Below are 14,895 nucleotides of genomic sequence, written 5' to 3' on the forward strand. Positions count from 1 at the left end.
CCGCCGTGGACGGCTCCTGCTACGCGTGGCTGGAGGCGGGCGGGCGGGCGCTGCGGGTGCGGCGCACCGCGGCGGGCGGGGCGGCGGTGCGCCTGGACGCCGCCTCGGTCGCCGGTGCGGCGGGCGCTCTGGGGCCGCCGTCGATCGACCGGCACGGCTGGGTGTGGGTGGTGCCGGCCGCGCCGGGCGCGTCACCGGCGGTGCTGCCCGCGGCGGACCCGCGCGTCCCCCCGGTCGCGGTGGAGCAGCCGCCCGACGGCCTGGGCGGGCGGCTGCTGCGGGTGCGCGCGTCCCGTGACGGTGCCCGCCTGCTGGTGGTCGCCGAGGACGGCGGCGGGGTGACGCGGGTGCGGGTCCACGCGGTGGTGCGCGACGGGGGCGGTCGCCCGGTGCGCCTCGGCCCCGGCTCGCCGGAGCTGGCACCCGGTGCGGGCCGGGTGCTGGACGCCTCCTGGCTCGGCGGTGACCGGGTGGCGCTGCTCGTGCGCCCCGGCGCGGGTGGGGACCCGCTGGTCCTGCTGCCGCAGGTGCTGGGCCCGGTGCAGCTGCTGGCGCCCGTGCCCGGCGGGGAGTCGGTGGCGGCCGGTTCCGGCGACCGGGACGTCGTGGTGGGGACCTCGGACGGTCGCCTGCTGGTGCGCAGCGGGGCGGGGTGGGCGCAGCTGGCCCGGGGGCGGCACCCCTCCTACCCCGGCTGAGGCCCGCCGCCCGCAGCGGGATCCGCGGCGCCGCGGCTCGCGGCGTCGCGGCTCGCGGTGTCCACAGCCGCCCGCCGCCGGACCGCGACCGGTCACCGCTGTGGACGGCCGCCGCCGTGCACGGGCGCGCGCCGATCCTGGCGCGGTGACTGATCCCCGGGACGCCGCCGGCCTGCTGCCCGTGCCCCGCCACCCGCCGGGCCCTCGCCGCGCCCGCGGGCCGGGGGCCGCGCTGCGGGCGGCCGCGGACCTGCTGTGGCCCGCGGACTGCGGCGGCTGCGCGAACCCCGGCACGGCCTGGTGCGGCTCGTGCGCGCGCACCCTGGCCGCGGCGCCGCTGGAGCTCCGGCTGGCCGACGGAACGCCGCTGCGCGCGGCCGCCGCGCACACCGGTCCGGCCCGTGAGCTCCTCCTGGAGGTCAAGGAGCGCCGCCGGGCCGAGCTGCGCCCCGTCGTCGCCGCCGCCCTGGCGGGCGCGGTGCGCGCCCTGCCGCCGCCGTCCCCGCCGGGAGCGCCGGTCCTGCTGGTGCCGGTGCCCGCGCGCCGCGCCAGCCGTCGCGCGCGCGGCGGGGACCTCGTCGCGGACCTCGCCGCCCGCGCGGCCCACGCGGAGCGGGCGGCGGGCCGGCCCACCGCGGTGGTGCGCGCCCTGCGGGTGCGCCGCCGCGTGGCCGACCAGACGCTGCTCGGTGCCCGTGGGCGCCGCGACAACGTCGCCGGCGCCTTCGCCGTGCGCGGCCCGGTCCCGGCGGCGCCCTGCGTGGTCGTCGACGACGTGGTCACCACGACGGCCACCGCGACCGAGGCCGTGCGGGCGCTGCGCGCCGCGGGCGCAGCCGTGCGCGGCGTGGTGTGCCTGACCGCCGCCGCACCGCCCGGGGCGCCCGCCGCGCCCGGTGCCGCCGGGGCGGATCCGGCGGTGGCGGCGCGGCACACGTGGGCAGAGCGGGGGTGCGGGGACTAGCGTTGGTGCATGGCAGCCGGACCCGGCGTCCCGCCGGACCCGTCCCGTGCCGTGCCCAGTGGTGGGTGCGCACGGTGGGCGGGTGCGCCCCGCACCCGGAGGCTGCCTGTGCGTGCGCTCCCCCCGGGGGTGGTGCACGGCACGAGGTGACGGTCCGAGGCGGGCCGGCCCCTCGGCCGGTGCCGCCAGCGAACGAGGGAGGCATCCCGTGGAAGTTGTGGTCACCGGACGGCACACCGAGGTCAAGGAGAGGTTCCGGCAGCACGTCGAGGCCAAGCTGGAGAAGGTGACGCAGCTGGCGCCGCGCGCCCAGCGCGTCGACGTGGAGCTGTCTCACGAGAAGAACCGCCGCCAGCTGGCCAGTTGCGAGCGGGTGGAGATCACCGTCCGCGACAAGGGGCCGGTCGTGCGAGCCGAGGCCTGCGCGGACGACCCGTACGCCGCGCTCGACCTCGCCGCGACCAAGCTCATGGAGCGCCTGCGGCGCTCCAGGGACCGTCGCAAGGTGCACCACGGCCGGCGTCGCCCCGAGAGCGTGCGCCAGCCGGCTGCGCCGGGTCTGAGCGACGAGGTGCTGGCCGGTGCCCTCGCGCGGCCGGCCGTCGAGCCGCCCGCCGACCTGGAGGTGCCCACGCCCGCGGTGATGGCGGACTCCCACCCGCCCCGGGACTCGGTGGACGACGTGGACGACGCGGCCGACGCCTCGCCGGTCGTCATCCGCGAGAAGACGCACGACGCCCGTCCGATGACCCTGGACCAGGCGCTGTACGAGATGGAGCTCGTCGGCCACGACTTCTACCTCTTCGTCGACGCCGCCTCCGGGTGCCCCAGCGTGGTCTACCGGCGGCGGGGCTGGGACTACGGCGTGATCCACCTCGACGTGCACGAGGACGGCGCGGCGCCGGCGTCCTCCGACGGCGCGCTGTCGGCCGTGGCGGGTGCCGCGCTGCGCTGAGGCGCACCCGCGCGGCGGGCCGGCGGGGGTTCCCGCCGGCCCGTCGCCGCGCCACGAGCGGTGCGCGGCGGGCGGGCGTGCCAGGATCCCCCCGCACGGCGGGTCCGCGCCCGCAGCCGTCAGGAGGAGAGACCCGGTGCCCAGCAGCAGCCCGCAGGCGGGGAGCGACGCGATCCGCGTCGTCGTCGTCGACGACCACTCCCTGTTCCGCCGCGGCCTGCAGATGGTCCTGTCCACCGAGGACGACATCGAGGTGGTGGGGGAGGCCGCTGACGGCGCCGAGGCCGTGCGGCGGGTCGAGGAGCTCCTGCCCGACGTGGTGCTCATGGACGTGTGGATGCCGCGCCGCTCCGGCATCGACGCGTGCGCCGAGATCAAGGCCGTGGCGCCGTCCACCCGCATCGTCATGCTCACCTCGTCCGAGGAGGAGGCCGACCTGTTCGCCGCCGTCCGGGCCGGCGCCAACGGCTACCTGCTCAAGGACGTGCCCGCCGAGGAGGTCGCCGACGCCCTGCGCGCGGTCGTGACCGGGCAGTCCCTCATCACCCCGAAGATGGCCGGGCTGCTGCTGGGCGAGTTCGCCGCGATGCGCCGGCGCGACGAGGAGCGCAGCCTCGGCGTCGTGGGAGCGCCCCGGCTGAGCCCCCGGGAGCTGGACGTGCTGCGGCTGCTGGCCCGGGGCATGGCCAACCGCGAGATCGCCGGCGAGCTGGGCATCAGCGAGAACACCGTGAAGAACCACGTGCGCAACCTCCTGGAGAAGCTGCAGCTGCACTCGCGCATGGAGGCCGTCGTCTACGCGGTGCGGGAGAAGATCGTGGAGCTGTCCTGACGCCGGCGCCCGGGCCGCCCGCGGTGGAGGAGATCTCCGCGGCGGAGGCGCGCCGCGCGGCCCTGGCCGCGCAGGGCTTCGCCGCGCGGCGGCCCGCGTCCCCCGGTGCCGCGCACGTCGCGCGCGTGGTCGAGCGCCTGGGCGTCGTCCAGATCGACTCGGTGAACGTGCTGTGCCGCAGCCACTACCTGCCCTTCTTCAGCCGGCTGGGCCCGTACCCGTGCGAGCTGGTGGACCGTGCCGCGCAGCGGCGCCCGCGCCGGCTGGTGGAGTACTGGGCGCACGAGGCCTCGTTCGTGGCGCCGTCCACCCACCGGCTGCTGCGCTGGCGGATGCGCCGCGCCGCGCAGGACGCCTGGGGCAGCGTGCGCAGCGTCGCGGTGGAGCAGCCGCAGCTGGTGGACGCCGTCCTGGCGCACGTGGCCGCGCACGGGCCGCTGACGGCGCGCCAGGTGGAGGTGGCGCTCGCGCCCGGCGGGGTGCGGCCGACGGACCACTGGGGCTGGAACTGGTCGGCGGTCAAGCGCGCCCTGGAGCACCTCTTCTTCGCCGGGGCGATCTCGGCGGCCGGGCGCACCCGGCAGTTCGAGCGCCGCTACGACCTCACCGAGCGCGTGCTGCCGCCGCAGGTGGCCGCGGCGCCGGACCCGGACGAGGAGGAGGCGGTCCGTGGCCTCGTGTCGATCGCCGCGCGCGCGATGGGGGTGGCGCGCGAGCCGAGCCTGCGGGACTACTTCCGGCTGCGCCCGGAGCAGTCCCGCAGGGCGGTCGCGCAGCTGGTGGAGGCCGGGGAGCTGGTGCCCGTGCGCGTGCGCGGGTGGCCCTCCGCGCAGCGCCGGCCGGCGTACCGGCACGTCGACGCCCGGGCCCCTCGCGTGCGGGCCCGGGCCCTGCTGACGCCGTTCGACCCGCTGGTGTGGCACCGCCCTCGCACCGAGGAGCTGTTCGGGACGACCCTGCGCCTGGAGTTCTACGTCCCGCGCGAGCAGCGCGTGCACGGGTACTTCGTGCTGCCGTTCCTGTTGGGTGAGCGCATCGCGGCGCGGGTGGACCTCAAGGCGGACCGGGCAGCGGCGCCGGGCGTTCTGCGGGTGCGGGCGGCGTGGGTGGAGCCCGGCGCCCCGCCGGGCGCGGTGGACGAGCTCGCCGCGGAGCTGGAGGACCTCGCGCGCTGGCTGGGCCTGGGCGCCGTGGCGGTCGCGGACCGCGGGGACCTGGCGGACGGGTTGTCAAGGGCCGTGGGGCGTTCGGGTCACGTCGGGGTGATCGGCTCAACGTGACCCGCGGCACGGCCGACACAGTCGCCGTGGACGTCTCCGAAGTGACCGCCGGGCGGGTCGAGCAGGCCGGTGAGCTGCTCGAGCACGTGCTGGCGGAGCTGTCCGGCGGCGAGGACGAGCGCGAGGTGCTGACGCGGGCGGCGGCCGTCGTGGCCGACCTCGTCGACGCCGACGTGGTGGCCGTCTGCGAGGGCGGTCACGTCCACGGCGGCGTGGGCCTCGGCGGGCAGGTGCTCCCCGAGCGCGGCCTGGCGCGCGTCGTGCGCGACGGCTGCGGCACCTTCGCCGTCCCCGGCCTGGGGCGCGTGCGCGCCGTGGTGGTGCCGGTGCCCGACCTGCCCGGTGTGCGGGTCGTGGTGGGGCGCGCCGGCGACACCGCCGTGGACCCCGCCCAGCTGCGCGTCGTGCAGCTGGTGACCCGCCTGCTGGGGCTGGTGGTCCTCGCCCGGCACGGCCGCGAGCGCGAGCGGTGGTTGCGCCAGCAGGACGCCCGGGGCGCGGCCGAGCGCACCCGCCTGCAGCAGGCGCTGGCCCAGCGCGAGCAGGTCCTGACCACCTCGGTGCGCTTCCAGCGGGCGGTGGCCGGGCGCCGCCCCCTGCCGGAGCTGCTGCTGCAGATCGCCGCCAGCTCCTCGGAGCTGCTGGACTCCCGGCCTGTCTCGCTCGTGCTGGCCGACCCGCGCTCGCAGATGCGCATGCGCGTGGTGGCCGCCGTCGGCGACCCGGCGATCGAGCCGGAGCGCGCGCTGGGGGCAGCGGCCGAGCTGGCCGGCTTCGGCGTCGCGGTCGGCGGTGCCGGCGGGCCCGCGGCCGCGGCGGTGCACATCAACGGCCGGGGCGTGGGTGCGCTGGTCGTGGAGACGGGCGGGGAGCCGCTGGACGCGGTGGGGGCGACGGTGCTGCGCGCCTTCGCCGAGCACGCCAGCACGGCCCTGAGCCACGCGGACACGGTGCGCGCCGTGGAGGCGGCCTCCACGGACTCGCTGACGAACCTGCCCAACCGGCCCACGCTCCTGCGCCACCTGGAGGTGGCCCTGCGCGCCTCCGCCGCGGACGGCCTGGGCACGGCGGTGCTGTTCGTCGACCTGGACGGCTTCAAGGCGATCAACGACTCGCTGGGGCACGCGGCGGGTGACGAGGTGCTGGGCCGGGTGGCGCGGCGGCTGCGGCGCTGCCTGCGCGGGGACGACTTCGCCGCGCGGCTGGGCGGGGACGAGTTCGCCGTCGTGGTGCGCGCCCACTCGCCGGAGGGGGCCGCGCAGCGGCTGGCGCAGCGGGTGTGCGCGGAGCTGACGGCCCCGGTGGAGGTGGACGGGCGCCCGGTGCGCGTCGGCGCCAGCATCGGCCTGGCGGTCGCCGACGGGCAGGTCGGGGCGCCGGAGCTGCTGCGCCGCGCCGACAGCGCGATGTACCGGGCGAAGGAGCGGGGGCGGCCGACCGCCACGGGTGAGGGCCCGATGCGAGGCACGGTCGTGGTCTTCGAGCCGGGCATGCAGGACGCGGACGCGCTGCGCCGCCAGCTGGAGGAGGACCTGCTGCGGGCCGTGCAGCAGCGGGAGTTCGAGCTGCTGTACCAGCCCGTGGTCCGCCTGGCCGACGGTGCGGTGGTGGGTGTGGAGGCGCTGCTGCGCTGGCGGCACCCCACCCGCGGGCTGCTGGAGCCGGGGGCCTTCCTGGAGGGGGCGGAGCGCTCGCCCGCGGTGGGCGAGCTGTGGCGCTGGGTGCTGCGCACGGCGTGCGCACGGGCGGCGCTGTGGCGCCGGCAGGTGCCGGTGCTGGCGCTGACGGTCAACCTGTCGGTGCAGCACGCCCTGTCGCGCTCCGGTGCCGACGACGTGCTGCGTGCGCTGGCGGCCTCGGGCCTGGAGCCGGGCTCGCTCGTGCTGGACGTGCCGGTGCAGCTGCTGCGGGCCGACCCGGACGTGGTGGCGGCGCGCCTGGCCGGGCTGCGGGCGACGGGCGCGCGCGTCGTGCTGGACGACTTCGCCGGTGCCGTGGCGGGGCCCTCGCTGGCGCCGCTGCGGCGGCTGCCGGTGGACGGGTTGAAGCTGGACCGCTCCCTGGTGGCGGAGCTGGACGGCCCGGACGGCGCCCGTGCGCTGGTGTCGGTGCGCACGCTGTGCGAGCTGGGTGCGGCGCTGGACCTGGGGGTGGTGGCCGAGGGCGTGGAGCGCGCCGAGCAGGTGCGGCTCCTGCAGGAGGCGGGCTGCTCGCTGGCGCAGGGCCTGCTGCTGGGGGCGCCGCGCCCGGCGGAGGAGGTGCCCGCCGCCCTGGAGGAGGGCGCCGCGGGTCCGCCGCCCGAGGTGCCCGAGCTGCCGGACGTGCCGGAGGTGCCGGAGGTGCCCGGTGGCCGGGCGGTCGGGGCGGGGCCGGTCGCAGCGCCCGCGCCGGAGCCGGTGCGCGTGGTGCCGCCGCGGGACGTGCGGCGCCTGCTGGGCGGGGTGGGCTGAACGGCGGTGTGCTCTCGGTGGAGGTGAAGTGACCCTGAGCGACCGGTCTGCCCCGTCCGTGCACCCGTGGGCGGGGGACCGTCGGTAGAGTGACCCCGTGCCAGCCATCGTCGAGAAGGTCCTCCGCGCCGGCGAGGGCCGCGTCGTCAAGCGTCTGCACCGCATCGCGGAGCAGGTCAACGCGCTCGAGGACGACTTCACCGCCATGACCGACGCCGAGCTGCGCGGGGAGACCGACCGCTTCAAGGAGCGGCTGGCCGACGGCGCCACGCTCGACGAGCTGCTGCCGGAGGCGTTCGCGGTGGTGCGCGAGGCGGCGCGCCGCACGCTGGGGCAGCGCCACTTCGACGTGCAGCTCATGGGCGGTGCCGCCCTGCACCAGGGCAACATCGCCGAGATGCGCACCGGCGAGGGCAAGACCCTCGTGGCGACGCTGCCGGCGTACCTCAACGCCCTGACCGGCAAGGGCGTGCACGTCATCACCGTCAACGACTTCCTCGCCGAGTACCAGAGCGAGCTCATGGGGCGCGTCTACCGCTTCCTGGGCATGACCAGCTCGTGCATCCTCTCGCGCATGCGCCCGGAGGAGCGCCGGGCCGCCTACGCCGCGGACGTCACCTACGGCACGAACAACGAGTTCGGCTTCGACTACCTGCGCGACAACATGGCGTGGAGCAGCGCGGAGATGGTGCAGCGCGGCCACCACTTCGCGATCGTGGACGAGGTCGACTCCATCCTCATCGACGAGGCCCGCACCCCGCTGATCATCTCCGGCCCCTCCGACGCGCCGACGAAGTGGTACACCGAGTTCGCCAAGATCGTCCGGCACCTGACGATCGACGTCGACTACGAGGTGGACGAGAAGAAGCGCACCGTCGGGATCATGGAGTCGGGCATCGAGAAGGTCGAGGACCTGCTCGGCATCGAGAACCTGTACGAGAGCGTCAACACCCCCCTGATCGGCTTCCTCAACAACGCCGTCAAGGCCAAGGAGCTGTTCAAGCGGGACAAGGACTACGTCGTCTCGCCCAAGGGCGAGGTCCTCATCGTCGACGAGCACACCGGCCGCATCCTCGCCGGCCGCCGCTACAACGAGGGCATGCACCAGGCCATCGAGGCCAAGGAGGGCGTGCCGATCCAGAACGAGAACCAGACCCTCGCCACCATCACCCTGCAGAACTTCTTCCGCATGTACGAGAAGCTCTCGGGGATGACGGGCACGGCCATGACCGAGGCCGCGGAGTTCCAGCAGATCTACAAGCTGGGCGTGGTGTCGATCCCCACCAACCGCCCCGCGATCCGCGCGGACCAGCCCGACCTGGTCTACAAGAACGAGCAGGCCAAGTTCGCCGCGGTCGTGGAGGACATCGCCGAGCACCACGCCACGGGCCAGCCGGTCCTCGTCGGCACCACCAGCGTGGAGAAGAGCGAGTACCTCTCGGCCCTGCTGACCAAGGCCGGCGTCGAGCACACCGTCCTGAACGCCAAGCAGCACGAGCGCGAGGCGTCGATCGTGGCGCAGGCCGGCCGCAAGGGCGCCGTGACCGTGGCGACGAACATGGCCGGTCGCGGCACCGACATCATGCTCGGGGGCAACGCGGAGTTCCTGGCCGTGGCCGCCATGAAGGAGCGCGGCCTGGACCCGGACGAGGCGCCGGAGGAGTACGAGGCGGCCTGGCCGGAGGTGCTGGAGCGGGCGCAGGACTCGGTCAAGGCCGAGCACGACGAGGTCCGCGACCTCGGGGGCCTGTACGTGCTGGGCACCGAGCGGCACGAGTCGCGCCGCATCGACAACCAGCTGCGCGGGCGCTCGGGCCGCCAGGGCGACCCGGGTGAGTCGCGGTTCTACCTGTCGCTGACCGACGACCTCATGCGCTTGTTCAACGCCGCGCTGGTGGAGTCCTTCCTGACCCGCACGGGCATCCCGGAGGACGTCCCCATCGAGTCGAAGATGGTCTCCCGCGCGATCCAGAGCGCGCAGGGTCAGGTCGAGGGGCGAAACTTCGAGATCCGCAAGAACGTCCTGAAGTACGACGACGTCCTCAACCGCCAGCGCGAGGTCATCTACGCCGAGCGCCGCAAGGTGCTCGAGGGCGAGGACCTGCACCAGCAGATCCGCCACTTCATCGACGACACGGTCACCGCGTACGTCGTGCAGGCCACCGGCAAGGGGTTCGGCGAGGACTGGAACCTCGAGGGCCTGTGGGAGGCGCTGCGCGGCCTGTACCCGGTCTCGGTGACGCCCGAGGAGGTCGTGGAGGCCGCAGGTGGCCGCGGCAACCTCACCGTCGAGCGGCTGCTGGAGGAGATGCGCTCCGACGCGCAGGCCTGCTACGACGCCCGGGAGGAGCAGCTCGGTGCGCAGGTGCTGCGCGACCTCGAGCGCCGGGTGGTGCTGTCGGTGCTGGACCGCAAGTGGCGCGAGCACCTGTACGAGATGGACTACCTGCAGGAGGGCATCGGCCTGCGGGCGATGGCGCAGCGCGACCCGCTGGTGGAGTACCAGCGCGAGGGCTACCAGCTGTTCGTGGCGATGACCGACGCCATCAAGGAGGAGTCGGTCGGGTACCTGTTCTCCCTGCAGGTGCAGCCGGCCCCGCAGGCCGGCGCCGCGGCGGTGGCGCCGGGCTTCGAGAAGCCGTTGCGACCTCAGCAGCTGCAGTACACCGCGCCCACCGCGGAGGGCGACGTGGAGGTGCACGCGGGCGACGCCTCGAGCACGGACGCCCCCACGGGCAACCGGGCGCAGCGGCGCGCCGCCGGGCGCGAGCAGCGCGACTGATCCCGGGACCGTCCAGCGGCCCGTCGCCCCACCGGGGCGGCGGGCCGTCGGCGTCCCGGCGTCTCCGCGGCGCGGTCAGCCCACCTCCAGGGCGGTGACGCGCCACCGGTCGTGCCGGCGCTCCAGCCGCAGGGCCAGGGCGCGCACGCGGTCACCGGCGCGCACGACCGCGCCGACCTCCACCGCGCCGCTCCCGACCGGGCAGGGCAGCACCCGCAGCACCTGCGGGCGCGGTCCGGGGGTCGCGGTGCCGCGCAGCCGCGCGCTCAGGACCGCCCGCCGCTGCACGTCGGCGTAGACGTCGGCCGCCGACCAGCGCAGCAGCTGCTGCGGGGGCCGGTGGCCGCTGAGGACCTCCAGCAGCACGACGAGGTAACCGCGGGTCCACCCGCCCACCTCCGGCAGGTCCGCGGGCGCCTGCGCACCCCGCCGCCGCGGCAGGTCCAGCTCCAGCACTCCCTGGTCGGGGCTCAGGTGGGTCAGCACCGAGGCCACCGCTCCGGGTTCGCCCACCAGGGGCGGTGCGGCCGGCGGCACGGGGTAGCGGCGCAGCCGGGCCGGGGGTGCGGGGCGGGTGACGACCGGGGCGTCGGCGAGCAGGGCCGCGGAGGCGGGCACGGGGGTCTCCTGGTGGGGCGTGGGGGGGGGTGGGGGACGACGGGGTCGGGGGAGGGGTGTGCCGGCGGCTCAGGGCAGCCGGAGCACCTGGCCGGGCAGCAGCACGTCGGGGTCGGAGCCGATGACGTCGGCGTTCGCGGCGTACAGGCGCTGCTGCTCGCGCAGGACGTCCCCCGGGGAGGCGTCGGTGCCGGTGAGCGAGCGCGCCAGCGACCACAGGCTGTCGCCGCGCTGGACGACGACCTCGTCGCCGGCCGGGGCGGGGCGGGCGTTCCCGGGCAGGTCGGCCGCCGGCACCGCCGCGACCGTGCGCGGCGGGGGCAGCGGTGCCCAGCCGGGATCGGTGACGACGTGCGTGTCGCCGGAATCCACGGCGTGGCCGGGGACCTGCGGTGCTGCGGCCGCCCAGCCGGCGTCGAGCGCCCGGGGAGCCGCGGAGGCGGCCGAGGCGGCTCCGGTCCCGAGCGCGAGACCCACGGCGAGCGCCACGACGCGCCGGACCGGCGCGGGCACCGCCCGCGACGCGGTGGGCGCGAGTGCGGGGGAGCGCCGGCCGGGCCGGTGGGAGCGCTCGCGCGCCTCGGCGCCGGCGGCGAGCAGGACGCTGCCCGCCAGGGCCGCCAGCAGCAGGCCGGCCACCGCCCCGCACAGGCCCGTCAGGAGGTCCGCGAGCGAGGCCGTGCCGTTCAGCGCGGCGTCGAGCGCGGGTGCGCTCAGCGCCACGAGACCCCAGGCCGCGCCGGCGGGCAGGACCGCCAGCGCTGCGCCGACGGCCAGGGTGGCGAGGGCCTGAGCCCGGGCGCCCTGTGACGGTCCGGGGCGGAGGAGTCCCCCAGTGGTTGAACGTTGCACTTCAGTACCCTTTGGCCCTTCTGGGTGCTGTTTGGTGTCGTTTGGTGCGACTTGTCTACCGACTCGAGGTCCTCAGAGCCAGCACAGGCGACCCACACCCCTCGTTCGGCCGCGCGCAGCTGACGGCCCGTGAGCACCCGTAGCGTGGAGGAGTGCGCTGGGACGACCTCTTCGAGGACCTCGACGCCCGCCTCGCGCACGTGCGGCGGCTGGAGCAGGAGGCCGAGGTGGCCGACCGGCGGGTCGCGGACCTCGCCGCGGTCGACCTGCTGGGACGGCTCCTCGCCGGTGACGGCGAGCTGTCCGTGCAGCTGCCCGACGGCGGGTGGGTCAGCGGGCGGGTGCGTGCGGCCGGCCCGGGGTGGCTGCTGCTGGTGACCGGCCCGCCGCTGCGGCGGCAGGTGCTGGTGCCGACCGCTGCCGTGTGCGCGCTGCGGGGGTTGTCACCGCGCAGCGTCCAGCCCGGCGCCGTGGTGGCGCGACGCACCCTGGGCATGGCGCTGCGCGCGCTGTCGGCGGCGCGGGTGGAGGTGCTCGTGCGCACCCGCGCGGCGGACGTGCGCGGGCGGCTGGTCAGGGTCGGCGCCGACCACGTCGACGTGGTCGTGCCGGGTCAGGACCCGCAGGCCGTGGTGACGGTGCCGTTCGCTTCGGTGCTGAACGTCACCGACCTGGGCTGAGGGCCGGGACCGGGGATCAGGAGGGCGGCGGCTGGTGCCCCTGGGGGGCCTGCACGCTCCCGCGCGTCTGCTCGTACATGCGGGCGATGTACGCCTCGAGCTGGGACTCCTCGACCCTCCACTGCCCTCGACCGCCGACCTTGATGGCCGGCAGTTCCCCGCTGCGCACCAGGGCGTAGGCCTGGGCGGAGGAGATCGCCAGCATCTCGGCGACGTCGGCGAGCGGGAGGAAACGGCTGGGCACGGTGTCTCCTCTCCGGGGTCGCGCGGTGCCGCTCCTCGAGCGGCGGCGAGGCGCATCTTCGCACGCGTCCCGTCGCCCCCAGGACCGTTCGGGTGACCTGTGGACGACGGCGGGGGACGCACCCTCCACCCGGTCACCATGTGCCGACGCGACCGGACGGCCCGGAGCGGGGCAGGAGGGTGCGGTGCGCACGGTGACGGGTCCGGCGACGACTCCGGCGGCGGGTCGCGGGAGCCCGGGCGGGGCCGCTGCGCGGCCGGCCAGGGCCAGGAGGCTGCGGGCGCCGTCCTGGCGCGAGCCCCGGTTGCTGGTGGGCGTGGCCCTGGTCCTCGGTTCGGTGGTCCTGGGCGCCAGGACCGTCCAGGCGGCCGGTGCCACGACGGGCGTGTGGGCCGTGGCCGGCCCCGTGGGGGCGGGGAGCACCCTGACCGCGGCGCAGTTGCGCGTGGTCCAGGTCTCCCTGGACGCGGCGACCGGCGCGGCGTACGTGCCCGCCCGGGAGGCGCCCGCCGCCGGCTGGGTCGCGCTGCGCGGGCTGTCGGCCGGGGAGCTGCTGCCGCGCTCGGCGGTAACCCCCGCCGTGGACCTCGTGGACCGGGCGGTCAGCCTGCCGATGGAGGGTGCGCTGCCGGACGGCGTGCGCACCGGCGCGCTGGCGGACGTGTGGGTGGCCTGGCCCGCGGACACCGGTGTCTCCGTCGGCGCGTCGGTGACCGGCCCGGCGACCGGCCCGGCGACCGCGAGCGCGCAGCCTCGCCCCGAGGAGCTGGCGCGGGCCGTCGAGGTGGTCACCGTGCGGCAGCGCTCGTCCGCCCTGGCCGGATCCGCGGGGGCCGACGTGGAGGTGCTGGTCCCGGAGGGCGTCCTGCCCCCGCTCCTTCGGGCGCTGGCGGTCGACGCCGAGGTGGTCCTGGTGCCGGTCCCCGGCAGCGAGGGGGCGACCTCGTGAGCCTGCCGGTCCTGCTCGCCGTGCCCGGGCCGGTGGAGGCGCGCCTGGTGGCGGCGTGGGAGGGCCTGCGCCGGGAGGTCGTCGTGGTGCGCCGCTGCGCCGACCTCCCGGAAGTGCTCGCGGCGGCCGGAGCGGGGCTCGCCCGCGCCGCCGTGCTCGGGGCGGACCTGCCCGGCGCGGACGCCGAGGCGGTGGACGCGCTGCGCCGCCACGGCGTCGGCCTGCTGGTGCTGCTGCCCGCCGGTGAGGCGGCGAACGCCCTCGAGCACCGGTGGCGGGCCCTGGGCGCTCGCCGCTTCGCGCGCTCCGGTGACGACCCCGCCGCGCTCGCCCACGCCGTGGCGGCCGCCGCCGAGGTGGTGGTGCACCCGTCCGGTGGCGGGGCCGCCCCCGCGGCGCCCGCACCGGGGTCCGCGGACGGGGAGCGGGTGTTCCCGGGTGGCGCGGCACCGGTGACGGGCCGCACCGTCGCGGTGTGGGGACCGCACGGTTCGACGGGCCGCTCCACGGTGGCGGTGAACCTCGCGGCCGAGCTGGCCGCGACCGGGGCGGCGACGGTCCTGGCGGACCTGGACACCCGGGGAGCTTGCGTGGCGCAGCTGCTCGGCGTCCTCGACGACGCCCCGGGCCTGCTCGCGGCCGTCCGGGCGGCCACCGAGGGGAGGCTCGACGCGGCCGCGCTCCAGCGCCACGCCGCCCTGGTCCTGCCGGACCTGGCGGTCCTCACGGGAGCACCGGACCCGCGGCGGTGGTCGGAGCTGCGACCGGTGGGCCTGCGCCGCGTCCTGGAGGTGTCCGCGGGTGTCGCCGAGTGGGTCGTCGTGGACCTGCCGGGCGGGCTGGACGAGGACGAGGACGGCGCCCGGGACGCCGCCGCGACGGTGGCCTTGGAGGCGGCGGACGCCGTCCTGGTGGTGGGTGCCGCCGACCCGGTCGGCCTGCAGCGCTGGATCAGGGCCTGGCAGCGGCTCAGCGAGCTCGCCCCGGCGGTGCCCGCCTTCGCGGTGGTGTCGCGGGTGCGTGCCTCCGCGGTGGGGACGCCCGCCCCCCGCCGCGTCGCCGCGGTCCTGCAGCGGTTCGCCGGGGTGGCGGACGCGGTGCTGCTGCCGGAGGACGCGGCTGCCGACGAGGCCGCCCTGGCCGGCCGCACGCTGGGGGAGGTGGCGGCCCGGAGCCCGCTGCGCCAGGCCCTGACGCAGCTCGCGCACCGGCTCGACGACGAGGTGCCGGTGCCGCCGCTGCCGGAGGTGCCCGACGTGCTGGTCGCGATTTGACCGGTTGGTGGGGTGTCGTTAACGTGGTGGTCACACCGCGCGGCGGGGAGGAACGGACGGGTGACCGGCCGGTTCTCGTGGCGGGTGTCACTCCCTTCTTGTTGATGATCTTCTGCTGGGTGCTCAGGTGTGCCTGGTGGTGGTCGATGGGTGGGGGTTGCTCGCTTCGGCCGGTCGGATCGCTCCGGGGGCTGGGGTAGGGTGGTGAAGCCGAAAAGCGCAGGTGGTGCCGCTCCTGGTGGGGTGGTGTTCCTGGTGCGTCCGGTTCTTGAGAACTCAACAGTGTGCCAAGTGTTGATGCCAAATCAATCAACCCC

At 76.8% G+C, this 14,895-nt stretch carries 13 protein-coding genes; 10 read left to right on the plus strand and 3 right to left on the minus strand.

Annotated elements, in window-relative coordinates:
• The 7 genes from MN205_RS05210 to secA form a co-directional block, all read left to right on the plus strand.
• A partial coding sequence (locus tag MN205_RS05210) for an LpqB family beta-propeller domain-containing protein (protein WP_242124995.1) occupies positions 1-698 on the plus strand: 698 nt, incomplete at its 5' end.
• A gap of 145 nt (positions 699-843) precedes the next feature.
• Positions 844-1,662, plus strand: a complete 819-nt coding sequence (locus tag MN205_RS05215) for a hypothetical protein (RefSeq protein ID WP_242124997.1) — start codon at positions 844-846, stop codon at positions 1,660-1,662.
• 208 nt (positions 1,663-1,870) lie between these two features.
• Entirely contained in the window at positions 1,871-2,617 is a 747-nt protein-coding gene (gene hpf, locus MN205_RS05220) for a ribosome hibernation-promoting factor, HPF/YfiA family (protein WP_242124999.1), read from the plus strand.
• A gap of 85 nt (positions 2,618-2,702) precedes the next feature.
• Positions 2,703-3,449 (plus strand): response regulator, encoded by a 747-nt coding sequence (locus tag MN205_RS21590; protein ID WP_374115848.1) that lies wholly within the window; start codon positions 2,703-2,705, stop codon positions 3,447-3,449.
• A 23-nt stretch (positions 3,450-3,472) separates the two neighbouring features.
• Positions 3,473-4,729, plus strand: coding sequence for a winged helix-turn-helix domain-containing protein (locus MN205_RS05230; protein WP_242125003.1), 1,257 nt, complete (start codon positions 3,473-3,475; stop codon positions 4,727-4,729).
• Between the two features lie 26 nt (positions 4,730-4,755).
• Positions 4,756-7,179: an EAL domain-containing protein gene (locus MN205_RS05235; protein ID WP_242125005.1), complete on the plus strand. Its 2,424-nt coding sequence runs from the start codon at positions 4,756-4,758 to the stop codon at positions 7,177-7,179.
• A 97-nt stretch (positions 7,180-7,276) separates the two neighbouring features.
• Positions 7,277-9,961, plus strand: a complete 2,685-nt coding sequence (secA, locus tag MN205_RS05240) for a preprotein translocase subunit SecA (RefSeq protein ID WP_242125006.1) — start codon at positions 7,277-7,279, stop codon at positions 9,959-9,961.
• A gap of 75 nt (positions 9,962-10,036) precedes the next feature.
• On the opposite strand, the gene MN205_RS21595 is transcribed toward secA, so the two are convergent.
• Both MN205_RS21595 and MN205_RS21600 read right to left on the minus strand, forming a co-directional pair.
• Positions 10,037-10,579 carry an Rv3235 family protein gene (locus MN205_RS21595; RefSeq protein WP_308220238.1) on the minus strand — a complete coding sequence of 181 codons (543 nt, stop codon included), beginning with the start codon at positions 10,577-10,579 and terminating at the stop codon, positions 10,037-10,039.
• 69 nt (positions 10,580-10,648) lie between these two features.
• Positions 10,649-11,431: a LysM peptidoglycan-binding domain-containing protein gene (locus tag MN205_RS21600; protein WP_242125008.1), complete on the minus strand. Its 783-nt coding sequence runs from the start codon at positions 11,429-11,431 to the stop codon at positions 10,649-10,651.
• 152 nt (positions 11,432-11,583) lie between these two features.
• Between MN205_RS21600 and MN205_RS05255 the strand changes: the two genes are divergently transcribed.
• Positions 11,584-12,111, plus strand: coding sequence for a hypothetical protein (locus MN205_RS05255; RefSeq protein ID WP_242125010.1), 528 nt, complete (start codon positions 11,584-11,586; stop codon positions 12,109-12,111).
• 16 nt (positions 12,112-12,127) lie between these two features.
• On the opposite strand, the gene MN205_RS21605 is transcribed toward MN205_RS05255, so the two are convergent.
• Complete coding sequence (locus tag MN205_RS21605) at positions 12,128-12,355, minus strand: helix-turn-helix domain-containing protein (protein ID WP_242125012.1); 228 nt, start codon at positions 12,353-12,355, stop codon at positions 12,128-12,130.
• A gap of 316 nt (positions 12,356-12,671) precedes the next feature.
• Between MN205_RS21605 and MN205_RS05265 the strand changes: the two genes are divergently transcribed.
• Both MN205_RS05265 and MN205_RS05270 read left to right on the plus strand, forming a co-directional pair.
• Positions 12,672-13,304 (plus strand): SAF domain-containing protein, encoded by a 633-nt coding sequence (locus MN205_RS05265; RefSeq protein ID WP_242125014.1) that lies wholly within the window; start codon positions 12,672-12,674, stop codon positions 13,302-13,304.
• Positions 13,301-14,578, plus strand: coding sequence for a P-loop NTPase (locus tag MN205_RS05270; protein ID WP_242125016.1), 1,278 nt, complete (start codon positions 13,301-13,303; stop codon positions 14,576-14,578). Before MN205_RS05265 ends, MN205_RS05270 begins: the two co-directional genes overlap by 4 nt.
• Positions 14,579-14,895 lie beyond the last annotated feature (317 nt).

It is taken from the genome of Kineococcus sp. TRM81007, assembly GCF_022669155.1.
Taxonomy (GTDB): domain Bacteria; phylum Actinomycetota; class Actinomycetes; order Actinomycetales; family Kineococcaceae; genus Kineococcus.